Below are 26872 nucleotides of genomic sequence, written 5' to 3' on the forward strand. Positions count from 1 at the left end.
CATCGCCCTTATGACTGCCGCCTCGCCCATGTTTCCATCGATACGGGCGAGGCGGAAGTGAAATCAGTTTTCCAGCTGCTCGAGGACATCTCGTGCAGCATTAACAACCGCTTCGGTCGTGATGTTAAACTTCTTGTAGACGTCTTCTATCTTTCCAGACGCACCGAAGCGATGCATGCCGATGAACTTGCCATCGAGGCCGATATATCGATCCCAGGAATCCTGAACGGCCGCTTCAACGGCGACGCGCGCGCGGGTTTTGCCGATGACGGAGCGTTGGTAAACATCGTCTTGTCTTTCAAACAACAGCCTGCACGGCATGGACACGACGGCGGTTGGCACGCCCTCTTGCTGAAGAATATCCCGGGCCTTCACGGCTAGTTGCAGCTCCGATCCAGATGAGAAAATCGTCAGTTTGCGCTCACCACCCTCCGCATCCAGCAGGACATATCCGCCCTTAGCCGAAAGATTGTCACGTCCCGCGTCTTGTCTGAGCAAAGGCAATGGCTGTCGAGAAAGGGCGATGAGCGCGGCTTGCCTCGGCGCGTCGAGAATGGATTCCCAGCACTCCGCTGTCTCGACCGAGTCGCCCGGACGATAGACCGCAAGTTGCGGTATGGCGCGAAGGGCGCTCAGATGTTCTATCGGCTGATGCGTTGGCCCATCTTCACCCAGACCGATGGAATCATGAGTCATCACGAAAATGGTGCGGATTTCCATCATGGCAGCCAGACGAATAGAAGGACGGCAATAATCCGAGAATGTCAGAAATGTTCCGCCGTAGGGGATAAGACCACAATGGAGGGCGATACCGTTCATGATCGCCGCCATTCCGTGTTCGCGAACACCGTAATGGACGTAGGACCCGGAAAATTCTCCTGGCACGATCTCGATCTGATTTTTTGCCTTGGTGTTATTGGACGGCGTCAGATCGGCGGAACCGCCGAGCATCTCTGGAACCGCATCAAAAAGGTGATTGAGCACGACACCGCTGGCTTGACGAGATGCGAGGTCCTTTTCGCTCTGTAAAAGTTCAGTCTTCGCATCCGCTATAGCATCACGCCATCCCGCAGGGAGTTCCCCCTCCAGACGCCGTTTGAAGGCGTCACCGATTTCGCCCTTTGTTTCAGCAACCCGCTTTGACCATTCAAGCCTCTTTGTGCGACCTTTCGCGCCAATCTTGCGCCAGTCATCAAGCAAGTGCTGCGGAATTTCGAATGGTGGCGAGGGCCAGTCCAACAACTGGCGGGCACCCGCAATTTCTTCCTCTCCCGGCGCATCACTATGGGCTTTCTGTGTACCAGCCTTGGTTGGGAACCCGAAACCAATGATGGTCCGGCAGGAGATGAGTGTTGGCTTGTCGGTGACATTTCTTGCTTCGATGATAGCTGCCCTTATGGCATCCGTATCGTGGCCATCAATTTCCACTACGTGCCAATTGGAGGCTCGGAAACGGGCGGTTTGGTCATCGGATTCCGCAAGCTTGGTAGCACCATCAATGGAAATCGAATTGTTGTCGAAGAATGCAATCAATCGCCCGAGTTTGCGGTGGCCAGCAAACGATATCGCCTCTTGGCTGATACCCTCCATCAAGCATCCGTCACCCAGAAAAACATAAGTGAAGTGATCGACGAGATCGTCTCCGAAGGAGGCATTCATAATTCTCTCGGCAAAGGCGAAGCCTACAGAGTTCGCAAGCCCCTGCCCCAACGGCCCGGTCGTGGTCTCAATGCCGGTCGCGTGATGATATTCAGGGTGGCCTGCTGTTCGGCTGTCGATTTGACGAAAACGTTTGATCTCATCCAGCGTCATGTCTCCGTATCCGGTCAGATACAGCAGGCTATAGAGCAACATGGAGCCATGACCGTTGGAAATGATGAAGCGGTCCCGGTCGAACCAATGGGGCTCCTGCGGATCGAACGTCATGAATTCGGAAAACAGCACTGTCGCAATATCTGCCATGCCCATTGGCATGCCCGGGTGGCCGCTTTTTGCTTGCTGTACGGCGTCCATCGACAAAAACCTGATACAATTGGCAAGCTCGCGCAAATGCGGATCACGCGGTGGCGGAACGGATTTATGAGTGGGAACGGTTGATTGATCCGGCATTGGGATACTCCTCGACATGCGCGCTGTTGCGGCGTCACTGTTAAAAAGGGCATCCCACCACTAAATGTTCCAACACTCCCACGTGTTCTTTGTTTATCGGATGACAAATCGGCGCACAGTCCGACACGTGCGCCGTGGAGATGCCGCAATTGCTCATGAGGTTTGGCTCAACTGCTTTATGGCAGCCACAGATTTGAACTCGTGATCACTGTATCATTCAGCGCTGCTGGAACCTCCGCCGGTTATATGTGATTTATTCTGACGAGCAGTGCGCCCAAAAGGATAATCCTCAAATTGTCCCAACAGGCCACACATCTGAACACACCAAACATCTAGAAATCATCGACTTCACCATAAGGAAAATCACATGCAGATCGGAATGATGGGACTGGGCAGGATGGGCGCAAACATGGTCCGGCGCCTGTTGAAGGGCGGCCACGAGTGCGTCGTTTTCGATATCAACCCAGCAAGCGTTTCAGCCTTGGTCGCCGAAGGAGCAGTTGGTGCGAGTTCAGTCGAGGACTTCGTTTCCAAGCTGCAAAAACCAGCCTGCGCCTGGCTGATGCTGCCAGCGGCGATCACGGGTGCGAATGTCGACAAGATTGCAGCACTCATGACGACCGGCGACATCATTATCGATGGTGGCAATTCCTATTACCATGATGACGTCGATAAGGCCGAGCAGCTGCGCGCCAAAGGCATCGATTACGTGGATGTCGGCACCAGCGGTGGTGTCTGGGGTATTGAACGCGGCTATTGCCTGATGATTGGCGGACCCGACAATGCCGTACGCCATCTCGATCCTATTTTCGCAACCCTTGCCCCAGGCAATACACCAGACGCACAGGCATCGAGTGAAGGATTGCGCACTGCGCATCTTGGATATCTGCATTGCGGGCCAACAGGTGCAGGCCACTTCGTAAAAATGGTCCATAACGGTATCGAATACGGCATGATGGCCGCTTATGCGGAGGGCATGAATATTCTGAAGGCCGCCAATGCCGGCAAAAAGGCCCGGGATGTGGATGCCGAAACCAGCCCGCTGCAAACGCCACAATATTACCAGTTCGATATCGATATGGCTGCGGTTTCGGAAGTGTGGCGACACGGTAGCGTCATCAGCTCCTGGCTTCTGGACCTGACGGCCGATGCCCTGAGACAGGATCCCGAACTGGCAGCGTTTGGTGGTCGGGTTTCCGATTCCGGCGAAGGTCGCTGGACGCTCAAGGCGGCAATCGACACGGGTGTGCCAACACCTGTCCTTTCGTCGGCGCTGTTCCAGCGGTTCAGTTCACAAGGCGAGTCTCTTTATGCGGACAAGATGCTCTCGGCGATGCGCTTTGCCTTCGGTGGTCATCACGAAAAACCCAAGTCCGGGGACTGACAAAAAGTCAAGGCATTCACACTTGACCTAGAAAACGTCGTTGCGAACATCGACGTGGGCGGAGATATGATCCCTCCCACGTCGATACTTCACCCGCTCATCCATAGAGGTCTGCGCCGGATGAACCGCCGCTACCCAACGTCAATCCAGCCCTGCCATCACCTTGTCCAGCGTGATGGGCAAATCTCTGATACGGACGCCTGTTGCGTTGTAGATGGCATTGGCAATGGCAGCGCCGACGCCGGTAATGCCGATTTCGCCGATGCCGCGCGCGCCCATCGGTGCCTGCGGGTCCGGCTTGTTGGTATACATGACGTCAATCGGCGGAACGTCCATCTGCACTGGGACGTGGTAGTCAGCCAGTGAGGCGTTGACGACACGACCGGTCCGTTCATCGAAGTTGGTTTCTTCTGTGAGCGCAAGACCAATGCCCATGATGATGCCACCCTTAAACTGACTGGTCGCCATCTTGGCATTCAGTATCTGCCCGGCATCGAAGGAGCCAAGGAAGCGCGACACCCTTGTTTCTCCCGTGATAGCGCTCACGCGAACCTCGCAAAACTGAGCGCCATAGGAATGCATCGAAAAGGCTTCCATCTCTGCAGGTGCTGAGCCTTCAGCTTCGCAAACCAACTCATCGCGCCCTGCCCTGCGCAGGATGGATTGATAGCTTTCGAAACGACTATGATCTTCCATGTGTCCAAGTCCACCATCTCTCGGCTCGACTTCGGCAAGCGACAGCCCCGCCAGTGGCGAATCGTTACCCGCAAGCTTGATCAGTTCCTCCACGAAGACTTCCGTTGCCGCAATTACAGCGCCACCAATCGAGGCGGTCTGCGTCGAGCCTCCGGCAATCACACCTCGCGGAAGGCTGCTGTCGCCATATTCGAAGGTGACGTGTTCCAAAGGCACGCCAAGACGAACAGCGATATGCTGAGCCTGTGCGGTGGCTGTTCCCATTCCCATATCGTGAACAGCCGTGGAAACAGTGACATGGCCCTCTGCCGTCAGTCGGATTCTCGCCGCCCCACCGGGGAAGCGATGGTAGGGATAGGTTGCGGTTGCACAGCCCATGCCAATCAGCCATTCGCCCTCTCGCCTCTGGCGCGGCGTCTGGCTTCGACGGTACCAGCCGAAGCGCTCGGCTCCTTTTTCATAGGCCTCGATCAGGTAGCGTGATGAGAAAGGCTTACCTGTCGTCGGGTCTTTTTCCGGTTCGATGCGGCGGCGAAGTTCTATGGGGTCCATCACCAGCTTATCGGCCAGTTCATCCAGTGCGCATTCAAGCGCGAATGTGCCGACGGATTCGCCCGGCGCTCGCATGAAGGTGTTCACCAACATATCCATGTCGGCGACATCCTGCGCCAAACGGAAGGTCTTTGCCGCGTAGAGATGACGGGCCGGAAAAGTAAATTGCTCCGGGCAGGAGTTGTGCAGCGTCATCGCTGCCGTGCCGGTATGGATCAACGCATCGAGCGTGCCGTCGGGGTTTGCCCCCAGTGCCACACGCTGTTCGGTCACTGTGCGACCACCGACAATGCGAAACACGCCTTCGCGCGACAGCATGATACGCACTGGCCGCCCAGCGAGCTTGGATGCGGCGCAGGCGAGGATTTGATGGTCCCAAAGACATTTTCCGCCGAAACCGCCTCCGACATAGGGCGATGTTACATGGACTTTGCCGGTCTCAAGGCCGAAGATGTCACAGAGCTGGCCTGCTGTCAGATCCAACAGCTGGCTGGCATCGTGTACGCGCAATTCGTCATTGTTCCATGCCACGGTGGCGGCATGCAGCTCGATGGCATTGTGATTGTGGCGCGGCGTCCTGTAAATGACGTCCACCTTGACTGCGGCATCAGCCAGCGCTTTTTCCGCATCGCCAATTTCAAGGATCGGCGGCTGGCCAAGCAGCGTTTCCAGCTGTCGTGGCGTTTTCTTCGCTTCCTCGAACGATGTGACCGCCGGCAGTGAAGCATATGTTGCCTTGACGAGCGAAGCCGCATAATCGGCCTGCTCCTGCGTATCCGCCAGAACGACCGCGACCGGCTGGCCGTTCCAGTGGATTTCATCGGTCTGCATGACGGGCAGATCGCTGGCACCTGCGGCTGATGGAGACGACATCATCAGCGAGGGTGCCTTCATGCGCGGCGCATTGTGATAGGTCATCACGAGCACGACGCCAGACGCCGCTTCCGCCGCCTTCACATCGAGATCGACAATGCGCCCGCGCGCGATGGTGCTGAAGACAAGAGCCGCATAGCTGATGTTCTCATACGGAAACTCGGCTGCAAACCGCGTCTTTCCCTGAACCTTCATCGGCCCGTCGATGCGGGATACGGGCTGCCCGAGCGCTCCATGTTTGCGCAACATCGGATCAGCCGTAATGGCTGGCTGCCAGCGGCCCGGTTTGCTAGCCTCTGGCTTTGTTTGGGTTTCGGCGCTCATGCGTTTTCTCCCTTCAACTCATCGAGAACCGCAACGATGGTGCGTTTCGCAAGTTCGATTTTGAACGCGTTGTCTCGCAGTCCAACGGCATCTGCCAGTTCAGCCTCAGCAGCAGCCCGGAAACTGTCGGCACTTGCCTTCTGGCCCTTCAACGCCGCCTCGGCTTTCAGAGCGCGCCAAGGTTTATGGGCAACGCCACCAAGCGCCAGCCTCACGTCTCGCACCACACCGGCGTCATCAATATCAATCGCCGCGGAAACGGATATGAGTGCGAAAGCGTAGCTCGCACGATCTCTGACCTTCCGGTAGGTGGATTGTTTCGCAAAGGCGAGCGATGGAATTTCGACCGCCGTAATCAGCTCATCTGGTTGTAGTTCGGTTTCCACATCGGGCCGATCGCCAGGCAAACGGTGCAGATCGCGCAACGGCATGCTGCGCGTGCCTGCCGGTCCTTGCAGATGAATAACGGCATCCAGCGCAACGAGGGCTACGCACATGTCGGAAGGGTGGGTGGCGACACAGGCGTCAGATGCGCCGAGAATTGCGTGATAGCGATTGAACCCTTCCATTGCATCACAGCCAGCGTGTGGCTGGCGTTTGTTGCAGCGGGCCGCATTGTCGTAAAAATACCGGCAGCGGGTACGTTGCAGGATGTTGCCACCGACGGTCGCGACATTGCGGATCTGTGCACTCGCCCCAGCCAGAATAGCTCGGGACAGAAGCGGGAAATGAGCACGCACGGCATCATGGGATGCCAGTGCGGTGTTTTTCACACCTGCACCGATGAGCAGGCTGCCATCGGCGCGCTGCTCGATGGTGCCGGGTAGATGCGTTATATCGACAAGTGTTTCCGGATGTTCGACAGTCTCACGCATGAGATCGACGAGATTGGTGCCGCCGCCGAGATATTTGGCGGCAGGACCAGCTTGCTTGAGTGTGATGGCGGAAGCGGCATCCGATGCCTGATGGTAGGAAAATATGTTCATGCCCGTGCCCTTCCCTCGGTCGGCGCGACTGCTTGATGGGCCAGTGTCTCGGAAATCGCTTCGACGATGCCGTTATAGGCACCGCACCGACAGAGATTGCCACTCATGCGTTCACGGATTTCTGTAACGTCAACCGCAACACTGGTCGCTGACAGATCGCAGGTCACGGCACTCGGGATGTTGCGTTCGATCTCGCTTGCCATCCCGACGGCGGAACAGAGTTGCCCCGGCGTGCAGTAGCCACATTGAAAACCATCATGTTCGATAAATGCTTTTTGCAAGGGATGAAGATTGCCGTTGGCGGCAAGCCCTTCGACCGTGGTGATGCTACGGCCCTGATATTGAACCGCGAGCGCCAGACAGGAATTGATGCGTTCACCATCAACCAGAACGGTACACGCACCGCAGGCACCCTGATCACACCCCTTCTTGGTTCCGGTAAACCCCAGATAGTTTCGCATAAGATCAAGCAGCGATGTGCGGATATCCGCATCCACCTCGATCTGTTCTCCATTGATGGTAAAACGCATAGGACATCTCCCTTGGCTTAAACGCATTGGTGATGGTGGATCGCAGACCATGATATGCCTGCGGATTCAGTTGTTCCTCCGGCGAGGACATGTCTGCTTGCTGTAGTGCCAAACGGCCCTGATCGAACCGTTTCGCGTTGCGATCTTTTAGGTCGACGTCAGACTGGACTGCCGACAGGCCGCAATATCCGCAATGACCGAGAGCGCCAGAGAATGCGCATCGCGCGCCCGTCCGAACAGCCCGATTGGCGCTTTGATCCTCCCGATAACGTCACTGGAATGTCCAATCTCCCGCAACCGCTCCACGCGTCTTTCGTGCGTGCGGGAGCTGCCCAGAGCACCGATGTAGAACGGGTTCGCGTTGAGTGCAGCGTTCAGCACCGGCATTTCCAGTTCGATATCATGCTGAAGTAGTGCAACGGCCGTGTCTGCATCGATCATGGATGGGTCGAGACCCCCAACCCCGGCTTGATCGTAAAGGATAACCTCATAACCCGCCGCCTCCGCAACCTGCGCAGCGACTTCGACTTCCAAAGTCCGCCCGGACAGCAAAACGCGTACGGCTGGGCGATAACACGTCACGAAGACATCCCCGTCCCATCCGGTGTGAGGGCCATTGGCACCGAATGAGAGCTGCTCATTGCCTGAAGCGTATGAAAGACTGGCTTCCTGACGATTCCTCATTCGCGTAACGACGGAACAGATCGGCTCGATGTCGCGAAGCATATGGATTGCAACCGTGATGCCGCCCCCACAGGGCAAGATGATATCAAAAAAAGGAGACCCTTCCCCCAACATCACAAAACGGTCATGACCACTGGCAAATGCTTCTAACGCTTCAGCCGCGATAGCCGCCTCCGTGCAGCCTCCAGACACATAGCCGCAATAGCGACCATCATCGGCGACAGCCATGTGTGCTCCAAGCGGCCGGGACGAACCGCCGCGGATTTCGACCAAGGTACACAGCGCCATCTGATAGCCGGCCTCGACCATTCGAACAGCGAAATCGAGAACGTCGATTGCGCTGTCGGTTGAGAGGGCTTTTTTTGGCACAGGCTTATCTTCGCCAAGCCGTGCCGTTAAGGCCTGCCGAGAGAGAGGGAACGATTTGCTGCCGAGGCTGTTTTGCAAAGTAGGAAGGATCGATTGCGTCATAACGGCTCCTGCTTTCGATCTGAATTAAACGCTAAACCTCAAGACGGTCGGTTGGTTCCGACTTCACAGCCATTCATCAGCTATGTGATATGATTTGGCATGACAGCCACCCCACATCTGAACTAAAGATTTAGGAGCTCTCCGACTAAACGGAGGAGCCTCCGTTTAATCTAGTGACTTGCGATCATTCGTCAAGCCTTTTCGTGTGGAGAGAATTTAAAGTGCCGCAGGAGCGACCACAGCAATCGGGTGTCCAGCCCAAACTGCGCGCCGACGCACGCCGAAACCGTGACAGGCTGATTGAAGTCGCAGCATTGGCATTCGCAGAGCAAGGTGCAGCCGCCTCACTCGAAGACATCGCCCGGCGCACCGGTGTGGGCATAGGCACGCTTTACCGGCATTTCCCAACCCGGGAGCATCTGGTCGAAGTCGTTTACCGTCGAGAACTGGAACTAATTGCCACCGCTGCCACGGACCTGATCGCGGAGAAAGAGCCAGATGTTGCGCTGGAGGAGTGGATGAGCCGGTTTGTCGGGTATATGGCCGCCAAGCGCGGCATGGCGAGCAGCTTGAAACTGCTTTTCACATCCAATTCCACTCTTTTTGCCGACGGATCAAGAATCCTGCATACAGCGTTCGGTGAACTTCTCGACAAAGCAGTCAAGGCCGGGTCTATTAAAGGCGACATAGAAGCGGCAGACGTTTTGAACGCGCTGTTCGGCATTTACTCAATTCCCGATGGCCCGGACTGGCGCGAGCGGGCAAACAGGATTGTTCGCCTGGTCATGGACGGATTGAGAGCTCGGTAGAGTAAAAACAAAAAAGCCGCTACGAGAGCGGCTTTTTCAGGTATCGGGCTGAACTTAGAACTGGCGTCTGAAACCAGCAACAACGGCATGGCTGCTGAAATCAGTGCTCGATACTGAGCCATCACGCGCAGTGAAGTCGAAGTCATCTGCTGCCGTGTAGCGATAACCGATATCGAACGTCGTATTGCTGAACAGCGTGCTATCTCTGAAGAACGAGATCGTGTTGAGATCGATACCGACGCCGAGATCAAGATGATAAGCAAATTTCGTATCGTCGTCATCCATTGCCACGCCAGTCGTAGACACACCCTGTCGACGCAATTCGAGGTTCATCGCACCGATACCACCGCCAAAATACGGCGTAAAAGCGGTGTTTGTGGGGATGTCGAGGTAGGCGTTGACGAAGCCCTGAATGGTACGCGCGTCACCGAACGAGTCCGACCCGAAGTTTACGCCACCACCGCTGATTTCGTCGGCATCTGCTGTACCGTAACCGATTTCAAGCTCGAGGCGCGGAGAAACAAAACCGTATGATCCGAAGCTGTAACCGGCGCGCAATCCGCTGTAAAAACCAAAATCGTAGTCAGCGTCGTAAGACGTGCCGCCAAATGTGTAATTTGTATTATCCGGGAACGTCAGGCTGCTGACCGAGCCGAGGTAAAAACCGCTTTTATCGGCAACGACAACAGGCTCATTCTGAATGATATCAGCGGCAGTTGCGGATGATGCCAGAAGAGCCAGCAAGCCTGCCAATTTAACGACTTTTTGCATTTCGGTAGACCTTTCAGAAGAATCGGCCCCCGCCGTTCCCTATAGAAGTCACCGGACGAGCGTGATGTCTAAGTAATTTAGCATAAATTCACGTCTGTCGTTGAATGTTGCCATTTAGCGTTGCTTATCCGCAACTCATGACCACGGGCTGTGCCTGAACTACCACGCCATATGCATCAACGACCTCGCCTATAAGCGTATATAAGGAACTGGATATCAACACGTGCGTTCACGCGTCGCAGCAGCACTCAAGCTGCATGCGCTTCACTGAGTAAGGCTGCTCGCCAAAGCTATTGCACATCCGCTGGTGCCCTTTGTCGCCGTTGTCCACATGGTGAACCTGATGGTCAAATGGCGGGAAGAAGAATGGCAAGTCTAAAGACAATCAATCCGTTGCAGCCGAGGGTGACTTATCCCAGCGCCGACACGGCATCGAGCACCATACTGTCGGGTCGAACCGTACTCATCCTGATCGGCGTGGCTTTTCTTTTGCGGGTCGGCCAGGAAATCTTTGTTCCGCTGGCGCTGTCGCTTCTTCTTTCCTTCACCCTTGCTCCAATCGTGTCGTTCCTCCGAAAGCGGTATATCCCAAAAGTTTTGGCGGTTATTCTCGCCGTGACATCGGCTTTTTGTGCCATAGCCATTTTCAGCTTCATCGTTGCCACGCAAGTTGCAAACCTTGCCGAGAACATTCCCACCTATCAGCGCAATATCGTCAGCAAGGTCCAGCTGCTCGCTCAGGCAGGCTCTGGTAATGGCATCCTCGACCATCTCAGCAAGGTGGTGGAAAAGGTCGGCGCTGAGATACAGACAAGAGCCACCGAGAGTCAGGACGCACCAGCGCCTGAAATCACGGCTCGGGAGCCTATGCCGGTCGAGATCATTTCCCGCACCAATCCGCTGCAAACCCTCGGCAACCTTATCCTGCCCCTCATCAGTCCGTTCGCGACGGCAGGTCTCGTCATTGTGCTGGTCATCTTCATACTATTGGAGCGTGAAGATCTGCGCGACAGGTTCATTCGGCTTGTCGGCTTGAGCGACCTGCACCGAACGACCGCAGCACTTCAAGATGCCGGAAAAAGAGTGGGCAAATATCTGCTCATGCAATTGGTCGTCAATGCTCTCTACGCCCTGCCTATCACCATTGGCTTGTGGCTTCTGGGAATACCCAATGCGATTCTGTGGGGTCTTCTCACGCTGGTCCTCCGGTTCGTCCCATATATCGGCCCGGTCATCGGTATGATCCTTCCACTTTTTCTGGCTCTGGCAATTGCCCCGGGCTGGTCGCTCGTTGCTTGGGTCGCGGCTCTGTTTTTGACGACGGAGCTGGTAAGCAACAACGTCATTGAGCCTTGGCTTTATGGCTCGCACACGGGATTGTCCCCCCTGGCAATCATCGTCTCGGCGATCTTCTGGTCCTGGCTCTGGGGACCGATTGGTTTGATGCTATCGACACCGTTGACCGTCTGCCTGGTTGTCCTTGGTCGCTACGTTCCGCAGTTCGGATTTCTTGACGTTCTCCTCGGGAACGAGCCTGTCCTCGAGCTCCATGAAAAACTCTATCAGAGGCTTTTGGCTGGCGATCCGAATGAAGCTACCGACAATGCCGAGGAATATCTCAAGCAGGAATATCTCGTCGATTATTACGACAAGGTAGGGCTCCCTGCTCTTCTTCTCGGCGAGATGGACCGGCAGCGCGGCGTGATGTCGGATTCGCAGATCGAATTGTTTTCTTCAAGTTCCATGACGTTGGTCGAAAATCTTTCAGACATCGCTGATGAGGAGGAAAACGAAGAGCTGGACGATACCGCAGAGATAACACCGACGCTGCCGGACGAAACAGATTTGCCCGATGGTAAAGGCCAATCGGTTTTATGCCTTGGCGGTCGCGGAGCCATTGATGACGCCGCATCCTTGATGTTGTCGCAAATCATCGAGGTGCAGGGAGCCGCAGTCACGTCTGCAAGTTATGCCGACCTGGCTGTCAGGACCTCGCTGAAACTGAATATCGACGGCGTCAACACAGCTGTCGTCTCATTCCTCAATGGCAACTCCAAATCCCATGCACGCCAGATCGTTCGTCGTCTCAAACGCATCAATCCCTCCATACGGGTGGGAATACTCATACCCACCGCGAACGGCCAGAACTACGCGCAAATCGCCGCCGATGAGATAGGTGCCGACTTTGTCGCGATGTCGTTGAACGAGGCAGCAAAACTGTCGTTGACTCCAACCACGCCGACGAAGCTCGTGGCTATCGCGCGGAAAGTTGGTCATCCAAAATTGAGGACAATCAAGCCGGTTGCCGCGGCTTGATTGTCGACTATGGGCGAAGGTCGATTAAAAGCATTCAAGCCGAAACCCGTGGCGTTAGACACCTACTGGCAGGGACATAGACACCATAATTTCCTGCCATGCCTCATAAGCAGACATCACAGTGTGCATCTGCGCGGTGTGACCGGCGATGAAATCGTCTCCGTAGATCGTCTCGTCGGGATACTCGGTTATCAACGTCATTGGTACCGTGTGTCGATCATCAATCGATGAAAGACACGGAAACCCGTTGATGATGCGAAACCCGGTCTCGCCGGCGTGGATTTCGTAGAGCGCGATCTGGCGATCATTATACTCCAGCAGACCGGGGATCGTACCAAGATGGCGGGTAACCTTGTCGAGCAAGGCCTCGGCCTGTTCGGTCCAATCAGCGTGATGACGCACGACGAGAAAGAAGCCTTTTGGCAAAGTCCACATCGCGAAATTACGCGGCACATAACCCGAGAGCGGACGGGTCCATTCGTGCGAGGGATAACCGTGCAGATTGACGTGCAGGGTGGCACCGCTTAAGTCCTGCGCTTTAAAACGGATTTCCTTTTCGTTGAGATACGCTCCCGAATTCTCAAATGTCCGGTACTCGAGATCATCTCCCAACGCGGTATAGCGCGCGGCATGATGCATGTGTCTTGGATTATCGACGCGAAGCCTTTGATGGATGGCGTAACCATCAGGGTTTTCCAGCGGCGAAATGGTGAAATGGGCACCTGCCTTCGTCTGTAATTCACGGGCCGCACGGAGAGCACCGACGATGCCTGTCGTTTCATTCGGGTGTTGTCCGCCACTGATCATCACGGCAGCGTCGCTTCCGCTGAAATATCGTGCCGTCACTTGCCTGCCTGATCTGGCGCGGGCAGTGAACTCGTCGCCACCTATTTCGGTCAACTGATTTGATATCTGATCTGTCGATAGCGGGGCAGCGGCTGTTTCGATTACTTGGTTCGCGCTATCCAGAAATGCCTTGCCCAATGGCCGGGTTTCGATACGCACCGAAATTCCCGCATCACTTTTGATGACTTCTGGAACGATCTGGCCGGGTTTCAAGCCACGATCACCGAGTGGACGACCGGATTTTTTCTGGAAGAATTCGAGAAGCGAGAAGTACAAATCCTCATGAAGGGCTTCCCGCAGACTGACCATCTCATCGCCAATGGCAAGCGACAGATCCTCGGAAGGATAAAGGACGCGAATATTGAGCTCATCGAAATAGGGCTCTTCATTTCCCCAATCGTGTCTTGCGACTGCGTTAATGGCGCTTTCGAACAAGCGCTCGTAGTCCGTTTCAAGCCGCTCACTAAGCTCCCCGTGGCGCAGCCAGCCGGTTGGCGAAACATTGGTTTCTCCAACAATATCGATATGGACACGATTTGGCGCGAGCACCTTCAGTGTCTCGGTACCAGCTGCCCGTTTCAGAGAAACGTCATAGAAAAACGCAGCATCTTCACGCGGCACAAAGTCGATTTTGATCTTTCCGACCAAAGCGGCCAACGGATAAGCTTCAAGCCGAAACCGATTTGCGGGAGCGTCGGGGTGAACCGGATATGCGATCTGAATGCTCTCGACGCCTTCCAGATCGATATCTTCCAGCAAGCTGTGGAGCAACGGCTTGTAGGCACTGCGGATGCGTGCCGTGACGCCTCTTTCTGCAAGGCGGCGCTCGGCATCACGCCTGCTGTTCACGTCATCGAAGGTCCATGCTTCCAAGGACTGCCCGGCAACCGCTTGTTCGACCAAATCATCAAGAGTGCGCTCGAATGTCTGGCTGAAAATCTCTGTCATCGCATTTACCTCGAAGTTCTGCCGGTCGGATCGAGGCTATCGCGCAGCCAGTCGCCCAAAAGATTGAGACCAAGCACCGTGAAAAGAATCGCTAGGCCTGGGAAGACGCTGACCCACCATGCAATCTGCAAATAGGTGCGACCATCCGCCAGCATGCCACCCCAGCTTGGAATGGTCGGATCGACGCCCATGCCGAGGAAGGTCAGGCTGCTTTCCAGCAGGATGTTGTTGGCCACATTCAGCGTCATCAGCACGATGACCGGCCCAACGAGGTTTGGCAGCAGGTGCTGGAAAATGATGCGCCAGTCTTTGACGCCGATAGCGCGCGCCGAAAGGATGAATTCCCGCTCACGCAGTGTGAGCACCGAGCCGCGCACGAGGCGCGCATATTGGACCCACTGCGACACGATCAGCAATATGATGGTGTTGGTGAGGCTGCCGCCTACAATGGCAATGAAGGTGATTGCCAGCAGAATGAAGGGCATGGCAAGCTGAATATCAGCAAAGCGCATGACGACCATGTCCCAGAAGCCGCGATAGTAGCCTGCGATCAGGCCCATCAGAACGCCAAACACGACGGCACCGATGACGGACGTAAAGCCCACCAGCAGCGAAATCTTGCCACCTGCCACGACACGCGCCAGAACATCACGGCCGAGTGGATCAGTGCCGAATGGGTGTGCCGCGCTGGCAAATGGTTTTGCCAGTCTTGCCATCAGATCAATCTTTTCCGCACCGCCGGGGAAAAGCACGTCGGACAGAAGCACGGCCGCGCAGATGACGACGGTCAAGGTTGCACCGAGCACGAATTCAAGGCTGTAGAACCGCGAAAGGCGGAAGGTTTTGGTTGCCATGTCTTTTACTCCGTGCGGATACGGGGATCGACCAGCCCATAGGCAATATCGACCAGAAGATTGATGCCGACGATCATCAGCGACAGCACGGTAATGACGGCCTGCAACACGGGATAATCGCGCGCGCCAACGGCATCGAATGCCAACGACCCCATGCCAGGCCAGTTGAACACCCGCTCAATGACGACGATGCCGCCCAGCAACCCGCCGAACTGCAGGCCGAAATAGGTGATGAGCGGAATAGCGCAGTTGCGCAAAGCGTGTTTGTACAGAACCTTGCTTTCGCTAAGCCCTTTGGCGCGCGCAACCATGATGTATTGCGATTGCAGCGTGTCGAGCATTGCTGTGCGAACGAGGCGAACATTCGTGGCTGTGAGAATAACGCCCATCGTCACCGCAGGCATGATGTAGCTGACAAAGCCGCCCTTGCCGCTGGGCGGTAGCCAGCCGAGCGTGATCGAGAACAGCAGGACAAGCATGAGCGCAAGCCAGAAATTTGGAAAGGACAGGCCGAGAAGCGAGAATATCCTGATGGCCTGATCGATACCCTTCCCTTTCGAGGTCGCCGCCTTGATGCCCAATGGGATCGACAGCGCAATCGAGACAACCATGGAGATGAAGGCCAGCATTAGCGTTGCTGGCAGTGCATCACCGATCAGGCGCGAGACTGGCGTGCCACCGATGAAGCTCTTGCCAAGGTCTAACGTGACAAGGCCTTTTAAGAAGTTCATGTATTGCACGAAGAACGGCTGATCTGTGCCCAGCGCGACACGAATGCGCATCAAATCTTCTTCCGTCATGCTGCCACCGCCCTGAAACATAGTAACGGCGGGATCGCCGGTCAGGCGAATGGCGAATGAGACGAGCAGCGTGATGGCGATGACGACGAATAACGCCTGCAACAATCGCTTGATGAGGAAACCGGCCACGTTCTTTTCCTTGCAATGGGGACGGTGACGCCGCCCAGTGAGAGCGGCGTCAAACATTCATTCTTACTCGACGGTGACGTCGGTCAGTTTCAGGCGGTTATCCGGTGGGGCGATGAAGCCTTTGACCTTCTTGCTGACGCCGTAGATCGCGTTGGTATTGTAAAGCGGCAGCTCAAGGGCCTTCTCGGCAGTCGCTTTGCCGATTTCCTTAAGGATGCGCTCACGCTCTGCGCGGTCCGTCAGTGGGCGCTGGGATTCCAGCAACTTGTCGAGTGCTGCGTCCTTTTCGTAAGGGTTCCACTTTTCACCGGAGTGGTACATGGAATAAGCGGTGTTATCGTAATCGAAGGTCCAGCCACCCCACTTCTGCTGGAACATGGCACCGGTCTTGCCCTGCGGAATGATGTCATTCAGCAGAACGTTGGTTTCATAAGGCTTGATCGTCGCGGTAATGCCGACCATCTGGAGATAGCTGGCAATAACCTGCGTAACCTCGTTCATCGTCGCATCATTGCCGCGAATATCGATCTGAACCGTTGCACCCGGCTTTACGCCAGCTTCAGCTAAAAGCTTCTTTGCTCCTTCCGGATCGTAAGGAAGCGGCTTTAGTTCGGGGTCGTAACCGAAGGACAGTGCGCCCTGGAAGCTTGCGATTTCAGCGCCCTGCCCTGCTAGGATCGACTTGACGATGGTCGCACGATCCACTGCCATAATGATCGCCTTGCGAACCTTCGGGTCGGCAGTAATGCCATCACGCGTGTTGAAACGCAGGGCGTCGACGGTTGGGCCGGGAACGCTCACGATTTCCAGATTGGAATCGCCCTGAATGACCGGCAGCATGCCAATAGGGATTGTCGGCGGAATGACGAGATCGACACGGCCAGCCTGAAGCTCGGCAACGGCTGTCGCCGGTTCGGAGATAAAGCGATAATCGAGCTCAGAAAGCTTCGGTGCGCCGCCCCAGTAATCGGGGTTGGCTTCGAGCTTGATGTTCACCTTCGGCGCATAGGACACGAATTTGAACGCACCTGTCCCGACCGGATTGGTGTTGAAGTTGTCTTCACCCTTTTCCTGGATGTATTTCGGCGGCACGATCATGGCACCGTATCCGGCAAGCTTGGTCAAAAGAACGGGATCAGGAGCCTTCAGCTTCATGTCCACGGTGTTTTCATCGATGATCTCGACACTTTCGATGGCGGTATAGTTGGAACGCTGTGGACCCTTCGCACCCTGTTCGCCAAGCAGACGATCAAAGGTGAACTTGACAGCTTCAGCGTTGAATGGCTCGCCATTGTGGAACTTAACGTTCTGGCGAAGCTTGAAGCGAATGCGCTTGCCTTCGTCCAGCTCTTCCCAAGACTCAGCAAGACCCGGTACGAGCTTCAGGTCAGGGCCGCGATAGGTCAGGCCATCGAAAATGTTGGTGGCAACGGCAGCCCACTGGACCAGAAACGTATCGATGGGGTCCCAGCTGCCCGGGTCCTGTGGCGTGGAAATCGTCATTTTTCCGGCTGCGAGTGCCGGTGCGGCAGCAAAAGCCACGCTTGACAGGGCAAGCGCCACGAAGGCCGTCAGCCCCCTGTTTGTTCTGGTCATTGATCTGTTCCTCTCAGATAGATGCGATTTTTCGCGGTTTTTCAGGCGCTTCTTGCAACGAAGTGGCCTGGATTGATTTCCTCGTGAACGAGAATGGCTGGTTCATCGCCAACGCGACGGACTGGATTGGGAATTTCGCCCTCGATCATTGCCGTTTGCCTGACGGCTGCGGGATCAGCGACCGGCACTGCCGACAGCAACCGGCGCGTGTAATCATGCGTCGGTGTCTCAAAGACCTGTCGGCGGCTGCCCAGCTCCATGATCTGGCCGAGATAGAGGACGGCAACGCGGTGGCTGATCTTCTCAACCACAGCCATGTCATGGCTGATGAACAGGTAGGCGAGACCGCGCTCGGCCTGCAAATCCATAAACAGGTTGATGATCTGCGCTTGAATGGACACGTCGAGCGCAGATAGCGCTTCGTCGGCGATAATCAGCTTCGGATCAGATGCCAATGCACGCGCGATGCAGACGCGCTGGCGCTGGCCACCCGAGAACTCGTGAGGGTAGCGCTCGGCCACGGCGGAGCTCAGGCCAACGCGTTCGAGGAGTTCGTCGACCCGACGACGAACGGCCTTGCTGCCGGAGATCAGGCCGTGCGTGTTGATCGGCTCGGCAATCGAAAAACCAATCGTCTTGCGCGGATCGAGCGAGGCAAATGGGTCTTGGAAAATGTATTGGACTTCCTGTCGCATGCGAAAACGTTCCGCTGCCGACATGGATGAGTATGTCCGCCCGGCAAAGGCGATCTCGCCGCCCATCGACGTTTGAAGCTGCTGGATCGTGCGACCGATGGTCGATTTGCCGGAGCCGGATTCACCAACCAGTGCCAATGTCTCCCCCGGATGAATGTCAAAACTAACATTCTGGACGGCACTAAGACGGTGGGTCGCCTTGCCAAACAGGTTCTTCTTCACATCGAACCGAACCAGCAAATCCTTGACCGACAGAAGCGGCTTTTGGTCATACTTTGCAGTGTCCTGAACCCGCTCATCTCCAATTATTTTTGGCTTGCCATCTTCCAGCACCGTCAGCGGCGTGCGCTTGGGGAAATCTTCGCCCGTCATGCTGCCAAGACGTGGCACGGCTGAGAGAAGCATGCGGGTATAGGGGTGTTGCGGGTTGGCAAATATCTGGCCGACAGGGCCTTCCTCGACCTTCTTGCCTTTCCACATGACGACGACGTCATCGGCCATTTCGGCAACGACACCCATGTCATGCGTGATGAAGACCATGGCCATGCCAAGTTCTTTTTGCAGGTCACGCATGATGTTGAGGATTTGCGCCTGGATGGTGACGTCGAGAGCCGTGGTCGGCTCGTCTGCAATCAGGAGCTTCGGGCGGCAGGCCAGCGCCATGGCAATCATGACGCGCTGTCGCATTCCACCCGACAATTGGTGCGGATAGCGATCCAGAAGTGCGGCAGAATCTGGCAAGCGCACCATATCGAGAAGCCTGCGCGCCTCTGCCGAGGCGGCCGCTTTGCCCATCTTCTCGTGAAGGATGAGCACCTCGCAAATCTGATCACCGATGGTGAAAACAGGATTGAGCGAGGTCATCGGCTCCTGAAAAATCATGGCAATGTCTTTACCACGGATGGAACGCATGTCCTTTTGCGAGACCTGAAGCAAATTCTTGTCACCGAACATGATCCGGCCGCTGGGAAATTTTGCGCCCATCATATCGGCCAAGCGCATGGTCGAAAGCGATGTTACCGACTTCCCTGACCCCGACTCACCCACGACAGCGACGGTTTTTCCTGCGGCGACCGAGAAGGAAAGATCATCAACGACGCGACTGCTGCCAAACTCGACACTCAACCCTTCGACCGAAAGAAGCGGCGTGGGTTTGTCAATTGCGTTCATCATGTGTGCGTCTCCGTCGGCGCTTGCGCAGTCTGGCCTAGGCAAGTGTCGCGCTGTCGATCGACGGTCGAACAAGGGATGCAATTGCCCCCGCACTTAACGCTTCAGACTTGACGCAACAGACCCTAGCTTCTGACAAAGACGCTACTAAAGTAGGACAATAATGTCCATACTGTTGAACAATTTTCTGTCATTGCCTAACAAATACGCATCTTGATGCAAATCGTGATTGGGTGCCCCACCACCAGACTGTCAGATCAAAACTTCATGTCCCGGCGATACCAGTTGATAGGTCCGTCGGGGCGGGACATACCCGGTCAGTCGAATGGGGCTCTGGAGTTCATCGATTGGGGCGTTACGGCGGAAGCCTCTTCGCGCAGGATCGGGTACAGGCACCGCTGCCATCAGTTTTCTGGTGTAAGGATGCTGCGGGTTTGCAAAGATCGAAGCCCTCGGACCGATCTCCACGATTTCCCCCAGATACATGACCGCCACCCGGTGACTCACCCGCTCCACCACAGCCATGTCATGGCTGATAAACAGGAAGGCGATCTTGAACTGCTCCTGCAAATCGAGCAGCAGATTGCATACCTGCGCCTTGATCGACACATCGAGAGCCGACACGCTTTCATCGGCTATGATGACCTTGGGATTGAGTGCCAACGCGCGGGCAATAGCGATACGCTGGCGCTGGCCGCCGGAAAATTCATGCGGATAGCGGTCCATCATCGAGGCGGAGAGGCCCACGCGTTCCAGCAGATCGGCAGCCATCTGCTTTGCCTCCGATGAGGTGGCAATCTTGTGCTTGATCATCGGTTCCGCCACCGCGTAACCTACAGTCATGCGGGGATTGAGGCTGGAGAAAGGATCCTGAAAGATCATCTGCACGCTGCGGCGCATGTTGCGGAGCGCGACTTGATCCAGCTTCAGAACATCGAAACCGTCAAGGGTCACGTTTCCACTGCGTGGCTCCACCAGACGGGCGATGGAGCGACCAGTGGTGGATTTTCCACAGCCGGATTCGCCGACAAGAGACAGGGTTTCGCCCTGAAACAGATCAAAGGAAACATTCTCTACGGCATGGACGGCACCGGTCGTTCGGCCAAAAAGGCCCGAACCAATATCAAAACGTGTCACGAGATTCTTAACTGAAAGAACGGGCGTCTTGCCCCCCTCGACGGTATTCGGCACCTCTTTTGCCTCGGAAATCTCGCCACTAGCCATATCCACTCGCGGGAACCGGAGCGGCCATTCGCGCCCTTCCATGGAGCCGAGTTTCGGCACGGCTGCAAGCAAGGCGCGGGTATAGGGGTGCTGTCCGCGATGGAAAATATCGGCCGTTTCACCGGTCTCGACCTGGTCGCCACGGAACATGACGATGGTGCGGTCGGCGATTTCAGCAACGACACCCATATCGTGCGTGATGAAAAGAACGGCCATGCCCTCTTCTTCCTGCAACTGCTTGATGAGGTCGAGGATCTGGCCCTGGATTGTGACGTCGAGCGCGGTTGTCGGCTCGTCGGCTATCAAAAGCTTCGGTCTGGACGCCAGCGCCATGGCGATCATAACACGCTGGCGCATTCCCCCGGAAAACTGGTGCGGATATTCATCGAAGCGGCTCTCAGCGTTCGGAATGCGAACCTTCTCCAGAAGCCGAATAGTCTCTACCTGTGCCTGCGCTTTATTCATGCCCTTGTGACGCGTCAGGACTTCGGAAATCTGCCGACCAATGGTGAAGACAGGGTTGAGCGATGTCATCGGCTCCTGAAAAATCATCGCCATATCGTTGCCGCGCACGGTCCGCATCTCCTTTTCGGAAATGCCCAGAATATCTCTCCCACCCAGCAAAACCTTACCTTCGATGCGGCTGGAGCGTGCTTCGAGTAGGCGCATGATAGAGAGCGAGGTAACGCTTTTGCCCGATCCACTTTCACCGACGATAGCCACCGTTTCACCGGCCTTCACATCGAACGACAGATCACGAACGACGCTCTTCCATTCACCATCCACCAGAAACGACGTGGTAAGATTTTTTACCGAGAGAACGGTATCTGACGATGTTTTGACAGGTTCGGTCATGGAACTACCTTCCAACCGCATAGGCCTGCATCAGGCGCGGGGTTGCTGCGGCACGCAGAAGACCATCGGCATCTCGCCGCGCTGCGGTCAGGCGACCAACTGTCCACGGGTCGGCTTCGGAGATATCATGTCCACGCGCCCGGAGAGCGGAAAGTGCAGCATCACCAATGCTGCGCTCGATCATCACATTGCCGGGCTGGCGAGTGCGTGGATAGAACGAACCGGGGAAGTGCGTCGTATGGAACAGCGGCAGATCGATTGCCTCCTGCAAATTCATGCCGAAATGTGCATAGCGCAGGAAGAAAGCTAGTTGCCACTGGTCCTGCTGATCACCGCCGGGCGTCCCGAAAGCAAGCGTCGGCCTGCCCTCGAACAGGCCAAGCGAGGGCGTCAGCGTCGTGCGGGGGCGCTTTCCGGGTGCCAGAGATGTAGGCAGGCCCGGCTTCATCCAGAACATCTGCGCACGAGAATTGAGGCAGAAACCAAGGCCCGGCACGATGGGCGAAGACTGCAACCAGCCACCGGATGGCGTAACCGATACCATATTGCCTTCGCGGTCGATGACATCGATATGCACGGTATCGCCGCGCTTCTCGGTAAGGTGCGACATGGTCGGCTCATAGACGGCACCGATGCCTGCCATGGAATTGAGCATACCAATGGTAAGGTCATGCTGTGCATCGAAACCGGGAATTCTGCCGGGGCGCAGGTCCATCGAAGCCTTGTCGGTGATTAGCTTGCGGCGTTCGTCATTATATCCATCCGAGAGAAGGGTCTGGATCGGGATTTGCGAGAATTCCGGATCGCCGTAATAGACTTCGCGGTCGGCATAGGAAAGCTTCATGGCTTCCACAACGGTGTGGACGAAATCCACGCCCGCCGGGTCCATCGAACCGATATCGATGCCCTTGAGCAGAGCCAGCGATTGCAGCAGAACAGGGCCCTGCCCCCAGGACCCGGTCTTGGCGATGGTCCAGCCATGATAATCATAGGTCGTAGGTTCTTCGATGGTGGCTTGCCAATTGGCCATATCCTGTGCCGTCAGCACGCCCTTGTGACGGTTGCCGCTGGCATCCATGACCTCTGCGGTCTTGAGATAGTCGCCGATCGCCTCGGCAACGAAGCCGCGATAAAACGCGTCACGTGCGGCATCGATGCCAGCCTCACGGCCGGGTTTCGCCTCTGCTTCGGAAATGATGCGCTTCCACGTTTCAGCCAGAACCGGGTTCTTGAAGCTTGAAAGCGATTCCGGTGCTGCACCGCCCGGCAACCACGTCTCATAGGAAGTCGGCCACTCCTTTTGGAAGAAATCCGCCAGCCCCTTGATGGTCGCGGACACGCGCGGCAGCATCGGATGACCGTTTTCGAGATAGTAGATGGAGGGTTCCAGCACATCGCGAACGGTCATGGTGCCGTAATCTCGCAGCATCAGCATCCAGCCGTCAAAGGCACCGGGAATGACGGTGGCCAGCAAGCCATCGCCCGGAATGAGATCGATACCTTCTGCCGTGTAATGTTCGATGGTCGCCGCTGCCGGTGCGGTACCCTGCGCGCAGATGACTTCGACCTTGTCTTTCTTTTTCGAATAGATGATGGCGGGCATGTCACCACCGGGACCGTTCAGATGCGGCTCCAGAACCTGCAGCACGAAACCGGTCGCGACGGCGGCATCGAAAGCATTGCCGCCTTTTTCGAGAATGCTCATGCCGACAGCCGAGGCAATCCAGTGCGTGGATGTGACGACGCCGAACGTACCAAGAATTTCAGGGCGGGTTGTGAAAGTGGTCATTGCAGTATCCTTTGGAATTCTTAGTTTTCGCGTGGATCGAGCGCATCGCGCAGACCGTCGCCAAGCAGATTGAAACCGATCACGACGGAAAAGATGGCAGCACCGGGCCACATCGCCATCCATGGTGCCTGCGTTAGGAAGTTCTTGGCCACGTTCAACATCGAACCCCAGCTTGGAGCCGGAGCCTGCTGGCCAAGCCCGAGAAAGGACAGGCTTGCCTCTGCGATGATGGCGGTGGCGACCGTCAACGTGGCCTGTACGATGATCGGCGGTACGATATTGGGAAGGATGTAACGCAGCATGATATCGCCGTGGCCAAGCCCGATGGAGCGGGCACCTTCGATGTAATCCTCCGTCTTGACGGACAGCGCCTGGGAACGGGTGAGCCGCACGAAGATCGGCATGGCAGAGAGGCCGATGGCAATCATCGCATTGGTCAGGCTCGGCCCGAGAAAGGCGGCCAAGGCGATCGCCATGATGAGGAACGGCATGGCGAGAAACGCTTCGGTGACGCGCGAGATGACCTGATCGACCCAACCACCGAAATAGCCGGAGATGAGTCCAAAAGGGACACCCAGCAATGCGGCAATGGCAACGGAAACGACACCGGCCATCAAAGAAGCCTGTGCGCCCCAGATCATACGGGAAAGAACGTCACGACCAATGTCATCGGTGCCCAACCAATGAGCTGCCGAGGGGGCTTTGCGAATAGCACCCCAGCTCGTGGCGAGCGGATCGGCCAGCGGCAAGAGCGGTGCGGCAACCGCCAGCAGCGTGAAGAAAGCGATGATGATGAGGCCAGCAATCGCGCTGCGATTACGCTTCATCTTTTTCCAGGCGCGGCTTTGGCGTGCCTTTGGCTTCTCGGCAGGAACGGCCTGTGCAGGCATACTCATATGGCTGCCCTCATGCGCGGGTTGAGAAGAACGGTCACGACATCTGCGAGCAGGTTCATGAAGATGAAACCGACAGCCGTGCACAACACAACACCCTGCACCACCGCATAATCACGATTGAAAACCGCATCGACAATCAGCTTGCCGAAGCCGGGAATGGTGAAAATCTGTTCGGTCAGAACGGCACCGGCCAGCAGTTCGCCGAACAGCAGCGCGGTGAGCGTTATCACCGGTAGGAGCGCATTACGGAAGGAATGGCTGAGTACAACTTCGCGGGTGGACAGTCCCTTGGCGCGTGCGGTGCGGATATAATCAGACTTCATCACCGAAAGCATGGATGAGCGCGTATGCCGCATGAGGGTTGCCGCGAGTCCCGTACCCAGTACGAAGGATGGCATGATCATCGTTTGCAGCGAGCGCACGGGATCGACAAAGATCGATTCGTAACCCGAGGCCGGAAGCCATCCGAGTTGAACGGAAACCAGCAGGATGAGCATGATACCCAGCCAGAAATTGGGGATGGAAAGCCCAGATAGTGCGACGATATTGGCAAGATAATCGATCCACGTGTTTTGCTTCACAGCCGCCAGAATGCCCATCGGCACACCGATCGCGAAGGCGAAAAACATCGACATCAAAGCCAGTTGGATTGTCACCGGAAGCTTTTCGGCAACCAGTTCCAAAACCGGTTGATTGGTGCGCAGCGATACCCCGAAATCTCCCTGCACCACGGAACCAAGCCAGTAGAAATACTGATACACGACCGGATCGTTCATCCTGTATTTCTCACGCAGCAGTTCGATGACGGCCGGATCCCGTTCCTCCCCCGCCATGGCGAGAATGGGATCGCCCGGCAGGAGCTTTTGAAGCGAAAAGACAAAAACGGATATGATCAGCAGCGTCGGTATTGCGACCAGCAGCCGTTTGGCGATGTAGATATGCATGAAAGCAGGTCCTTATACGGGCTATGCTTCGAGTAAGGGTTGCGGGACGCGTAGAGGTGCGCCCCACAAAGTGCGCAGGACAGGTTTAGTCCTCTTTTTTGACGCCTGTCAGGCGGATCATACCGTCACCGGAGGGGGTGAAACCGGTGATCTTCTTGGAATAGGCATAGAGATAAGCCTGATGACCGAGGTAGATCAGCGGCAAATCCTCATCCAGGATTTTCGTCGCGGCATCATATTTGACCTTGCGAACGGCGTTGTCGGTGGACGCGCGGGCTTCGTTCAGCAGCTTGTCGACTTCAGGGTTGCAATATTTGGTGTCGTTGATGCCACCTTTACAGGTCACGAACTGGTGGATGTTACCATCCGGGTCGGAACGACCGGACCAGTCAGAGCGCGAAAGGACGTAGTTGCCTGCTGTCTGCTCGGACAACAGCGTTGCGAACTCGGTAGCCTTCAGCTTCACGTCAAATCCGGCTTCGGCTGCCATGGACTGGATAACCTGCATCGCCTGCGTCTGTGTGGTGTTGTTGGCATGCTGAAGTTCAATTTCGTACTTGTCGAAACCGGCTTCCTTCATCAGGGCCTTTGCCTTTTCCACGTCACGAGCAGGAACGGGAATATCCTTGTTGTACCATGGGCTGGTTGGAGGCCATGCCTGGTTGCCAGCCATGGCGGTGCCTTCGAACACCACCTGATTGATCGCTTCCCGGTCGATGGACAGCGAGAAGGCCTGGCGCAGACGCTTGTCCTTGCCGAAAGGATTATCGGCCTTCGCGCCGTTGCCGATGTTTACATACATCGCCATGTATCCAGGCCCAACGATCTCGCCGTAATTGAGCTTCGGATCCGCTTTGACGGTAGCCGCATCGGACGCGGAAATGCGCTCTGCGAGATCGAGATCGCCCGATTGCAGGTTGGCTAGGCGCACGGTCGTATCAGGGATTGGCAGGAACGTGACTTTGTCGATGAAAATATTATCCTTGTTCCAATAATCGGCAAACTTCTCAAGAACGATGCGGTCCTGCTGGATACGCTCGACAAATTTGAAGGCACCGGAGCACACCGGCTTCTTGCTGAAGTTCGCGCCCAACTCCTTGCCAGCGGTCGGCGAAATCATCATCCCGGCACGGTCGGAAAGCTGGGCCAGCAGGCTGGCATCGGGGCTCTTCAGCGTAAACTTGACCTGATAATCACCGGTCGCTTCAACCTTGGCCACAGATGCCAGTTCACTCTTGCGACGGGATTCCGGCAGCGTCATGTTGCGGTCGATATTGTAGACAACCGCTTGCGCATTGAACGGCGTACCATCGTGGAACACCACACCTTCGCGCAGATCCATCGTCAATGTGCCGCCATTGTCGCCCCATGCCCACTTGGTCGCAAGCTGCGGAATGACCGACAGATTATTGTCGAGATCAACCAGCTTGTCGCAAAGACTGGTATAGACGATGCGGCCCACGAATGTGCGTGACTGTGCGGGGTCAAGCACGTCGGCATCGTCCATCAGGCCGATCCGCAAGTCAGCGGACAAAGCTGATGTCGCCATCAAAGAGCTGATAAAAAGAAGTCCGGAAAGTTTCGTCAATCGTGTCATGATGTTCGTTCCTCTGGTGATTTT

General features: G+C 56.0%; 19 protein-coding genes. 3 read left to right on the top strand and 16 right to left on the bottom strand.

Translation table 11 applies throughout. The features are described 5' to 3' along the window. Nucleotides 1-63: 63 nt before the first annotated feature. Nucleotides 64-2109 carry a transketolase gene (tkt, locus tag CPJ18_RS16265; RefSeq protein WP_103659393.1) on the bottom strand — a complete coding sequence of 682 codons (2046 nt, stop codon included), beginning with the start codon at nt 2107-2109 and terminating at the stop codon, nt 64-66. A 367-nt stretch (nt 2110-2476) separates the two neighbouring features. Between tkt and gnd the strand changes: the two genes are divergently transcribed. Then, nucleotides 2477-3493, top strand: a complete 1017-nt coding sequence (gnd, locus tag CPJ18_RS16270) for a phosphogluconate dehydrogenase (NAD(+)-dependent, decarboxylating) (RefSeq protein ID WP_103585765.1) — start codon at nt 2477-2479, stop codon at nt 3491-3493. Between the two features lie 141 nt (nt 3494-3634). Here the strand turns inward: gnd and CPJ18_RS16275 are convergent, their stop codons facing one another. The 4 genes from CPJ18_RS16275 to CPJ18_RS16290 all read right to left on the bottom strand — a co-directional run bounded on the left by CPJ18_RS16275 (nt 3635) and on the right by CPJ18_RS16290 (nt 8609). Next, on the bottom strand, nt 3635-5938 hold the full coding sequence (locus CPJ18_RS16275) for a xanthine dehydrogenase family protein molybdopterin-binding subunit (RefSeq protein ID WP_103659394.1): 2304 nt from the start codon (nt 5936-5938) through the stop codon (nt 3635-3637). Beyond that, nucleotides 5935-6924: an FAD binding domain-containing protein gene (locus tag CPJ18_RS16280; protein ID WP_103659395.1), complete on the bottom strand. Its 990-nt coding sequence runs from the start codon at nt 6922-6924 to the stop codon at nt 5935-5937. The genes CPJ18_RS16275 and CPJ18_RS16280 overlap by 4 nt, the downstream gene beginning before the upstream one ends. After that, a complete protein-coding gene (locus CPJ18_RS16285; protein WP_103659396.1) occupies nt 6921-7454 on the bottom strand; it encodes a 2Fe-2S iron-sulfur cluster-binding protein in 534 nt (177 codons plus the stop codon). Before CPJ18_RS16285 ends, CPJ18_RS16280 begins: the two co-directional genes overlap by 4 nt. A gap of 147 nt (nt 7455-7601) precedes the next feature. Next, on the bottom strand, nt 7602-8609 hold the full coding sequence (locus CPJ18_RS16290; protein WP_103659397.1) for an XdhC family protein: 1008 nt from the start codon (nt 8607-8609) through the stop codon (nt 7602-7604). Nucleotides 8610-8830: 221 nt separating this feature from the next. On the opposite strand from CPJ18_RS16290, the gene CPJ18_RS16295 reads away from it, so the two are divergent. Continuing rightward, nucleotides 8831-9418, top strand: coding sequence for a TetR/AcrR family transcriptional regulator (locus CPJ18_RS16295; RefSeq protein ID WP_167397924.1), 588 nt, complete (start codon nt 8831-8833; stop codon nt 9416-9418). 54 nt (nt 9419-9472) lie between these two features. On the opposite strand, the gene CPJ18_RS16300 is transcribed toward CPJ18_RS16295, so the two are convergent. Continuing rightward, nucleotides 9473-10189, bottom strand: coding sequence for an outer membrane protein (locus CPJ18_RS16300; protein WP_103659398.1), 717 nt, complete (start codon nt 10187-10189; stop codon nt 9473-9475). A gap of 366 nt (nt 10190-10555) precedes the next feature. Here CPJ18_RS16300 and CPJ18_RS16305 point away from each other — a divergent pair, with 366 nt between their 5' ends. Beyond that, a complete protein-coding gene (locus CPJ18_RS16305) occupies nt 10556-12505 on the top strand; it encodes an AI-2E family transporter (RefSeq protein WP_103659399.1) in 1950 nt (649 codons plus the stop codon). A 54-nt stretch (nt 12506-12559) separates the two neighbouring features. Here CPJ18_RS16305 and CPJ18_RS16310 read toward each other — a convergent pair whose 3' ends face one another. The 10 genes from CPJ18_RS16310 to CPJ18_RS16355 all read right to left on the bottom strand — a co-directional run bounded on the left by CPJ18_RS16310 (nt 12560) and on the right by CPJ18_RS16355 (nt 26800). After that, nucleotides 12560-14299, bottom strand: coding sequence for a M14 family metallopeptidase (locus CPJ18_RS16310; protein ID WP_103659400.1), 1740 nt, complete (start codon nt 14297-14299; stop codon nt 12560-12562). 5 nt (nt 14300-14304) lie between these two features. After that, on the bottom strand, nt 14305-15153 hold the full coding sequence (locus CPJ18_RS16315; protein WP_103659401.1) for an ABC transporter permease: 849 nt from the start codon (nt 15151-15153) through the stop codon (nt 14305-14307). A gap of 5 nt (nt 15154-15158) precedes the next feature. Further along, nucleotides 15159-16082: an ABC transporter permease gene (locus CPJ18_RS16320; protein ID WP_103659689.1), complete on the bottom strand. Its 924-nt coding sequence runs from the start codon at nt 16080-16082 to the stop codon at nt 15159-15161. Between the two features lie 63 nt (nt 16083-16145). Beyond that, complete coding sequence (locus CPJ18_RS16325; RefSeq protein WP_103659402.1) at nt 16146-17678, bottom strand: ABC transporter substrate-binding protein; 1533 nt, start codon at nt 17676-17678, stop codon at nt 16146-16148. A 41-nt stretch (nt 17679-17719) separates the two neighbouring features. After that, nucleotides 17720-19546: an ABC transporter ATP-binding protein gene (locus CPJ18_RS16330; RefSeq protein WP_407026441.1), complete on the bottom strand. Its 1827-nt coding sequence runs from the start codon at nt 19544-19546 to the stop codon at nt 17720-17722. Nucleotides 19547-19795: 249 nt separating this feature from the next. Continuing rightward, on the bottom strand, nt 19796-21622 hold the full coding sequence (locus CPJ18_RS16335) for an ABC transporter ATP-binding protein (protein WP_103585780.1): 1827 nt from the start codon (nt 21620-21622) through the stop codon (nt 19796-19798). A 4-nt stretch (nt 21623-21626) separates the two neighbouring features. Then, nucleotides 21627-23411, bottom strand: a complete 1785-nt coding sequence (locus tag CPJ18_RS16340) for a gamma-glutamyltransferase family protein (RefSeq protein WP_103659403.1) — start codon at nt 23409-23411, stop codon at nt 21627-21629. Between the two features lie 20 nt (nt 23412-23431). Continuing rightward, nucleotides 23432-24301: an ABC transporter permease gene (locus CPJ18_RS16345; RefSeq protein ID WP_103659404.1), complete on the bottom strand. Its 870-nt coding sequence runs from the start codon at nt 24299-24301 to the stop codon at nt 23432-23434. 2 nt (nt 24302-24303) lie between these two features. After that, complete coding sequence (locus CPJ18_RS16350; protein ID WP_077105936.1) at nt 24304-25251, bottom strand: ABC transporter permease; 948 nt, start codon at nt 25249-25251, stop codon at nt 24304-24306. 85 nt (nt 25252-25336) lie between these two features. After that, the gene (locus tag CPJ18_RS16355) at nt 25337-26800 is read right to left on the bottom strand and encodes an ABC transporter substrate-binding protein (protein ID WP_245445439.1); all 1464 of its coding nucleotides are present in this window, start codon (nt 26798-26800) and stop codon (nt 25337-25339) included. Nucleotides 26801-26872 lie beyond the last annotated feature (72 nt).

This window comes from Agrobacterium rosae (genome assembly GCF_002915175.1).
Classification (GTDB): Bacteria; Pseudomonadota; Alphaproteobacteria; order Rhizobiales; family Rhizobiaceae; genus Agrobacterium; species Agrobacterium rosae.

Excerpts from the sequence above, each read along its gene's own strand:
- gnd (WP_103585765.1), top strand. The coding sequence starts at position 2,477 with ATGCAGATCGGAATGATGGGACTGGGCAGGATGGGCGCAAACATGGTC.
- CPJ18_RS16340 (WP_103659403.1), bottom strand. The coding sequence starts at position 23,411 with ATGACCACTTTCACAACCCGCCCTGAAATTCTTGGTACGTTCGGCGTC.
- CPJ18_RS16355 (WP_245445439.1), bottom strand. The coding sequence starts at position 26,800 with ATGGCGACATCAGCTTTGTCCGCTGACTTGCGGATCGGCCTGATGGAC.
- CPJ18_RS16300 (WP_103659398.1), bottom strand. The coding sequence starts at position 10,189 with ATGCAAAAAGTCGTTAAATTGGCAGGCTTGCTGGCTCTTCTGGCATCA.
- CPJ18_RS16350 (WP_077105936.1), bottom strand. The coding sequence starts at position 25,251 with ATGCATATCTACATCGCCAAACGGCTGCTGGTCGCAATACCGACGCTG.
- CPJ18_RS16330 (WP_407026441.1), bottom strand. The coding sequence starts at position 19,546 with ATGATGAACGCAATTGACAAACCCACGCCGCTTCTTTCGGTCGAAGGG.
- CPJ18_RS16310 (WP_103659400.1), bottom strand. The coding sequence starts at position 14,299 with ATGACAGAGATTTTCAGCCAGACATTCGAGCGCACTCTTGATGATTTG.
- CPJ18_RS16290 (WP_103659397.1), bottom strand. The coding sequence starts at position 8,609 with ATGACGCAATCGATCCTTCCTACTTTGCAAAACAGCCTCGGCAGCAAA.
- CPJ18_RS16325 (WP_103659402.1), bottom strand. The coding sequence starts at position 17,678 with ATGACCAGAACAAACAGGGGGCTGACGGCCTTCGTGGCGCTTGCCCTG.
- tkt (WP_103659393.1), bottom strand. The coding sequence starts at position 2,109 with ATGCCGGATCAATCAACCGTTCCCACTCATAAATCCGTTCCGCCACCG.
- CPJ18_RS16280 (WP_103659395.1), bottom strand. The coding sequence starts at position 6,924 with ATGAACATATTTTCCTACCATCAGGCATCGGATGCCGCTTCCGCCATC.
- CPJ18_RS16335 (WP_103585780.1), bottom strand. The coding sequence starts at position 21,622 with ATGACCGAACCTGTCAAAACATCGTCAGATACCGTTCTCTCGGTAAAA.
- CPJ18_RS16285 (WP_103659396.1), bottom strand. The coding sequence starts at position 7,454 with ATGCGTTTTACCATCAATGGAGAACAGATCGAGGTGGATGCGGATATC.
- CPJ18_RS16345 (WP_103659404.1), bottom strand. The coding sequence starts at position 24,301 with ATGCCTGCACAGGCCGTTCCTGCCGAGAAGCCAAAGGCACGCCAAAGC.
- CPJ18_RS16305 (WP_103659399.1), top strand. The coding sequence starts at position 10,556 with ATGGCAAGTCTAAAGACAATCAATCCGTTGCAGCCGAGGGTGACTTAT.
- CPJ18_RS16315 (WP_103659401.1), bottom strand. The coding sequence starts at position 15,153 with ATGGCAACCAAAACCTTCCGCCTTTCGCGGTTCTACAGCCTTGAATTC.
- CPJ18_RS16275 (WP_103659394.1), bottom strand. The coding sequence starts at position 5,938 with ATGAGCGCCGAAACCCAAACAAAGCCAGAGGCTAGCAAACCGGGCCGC.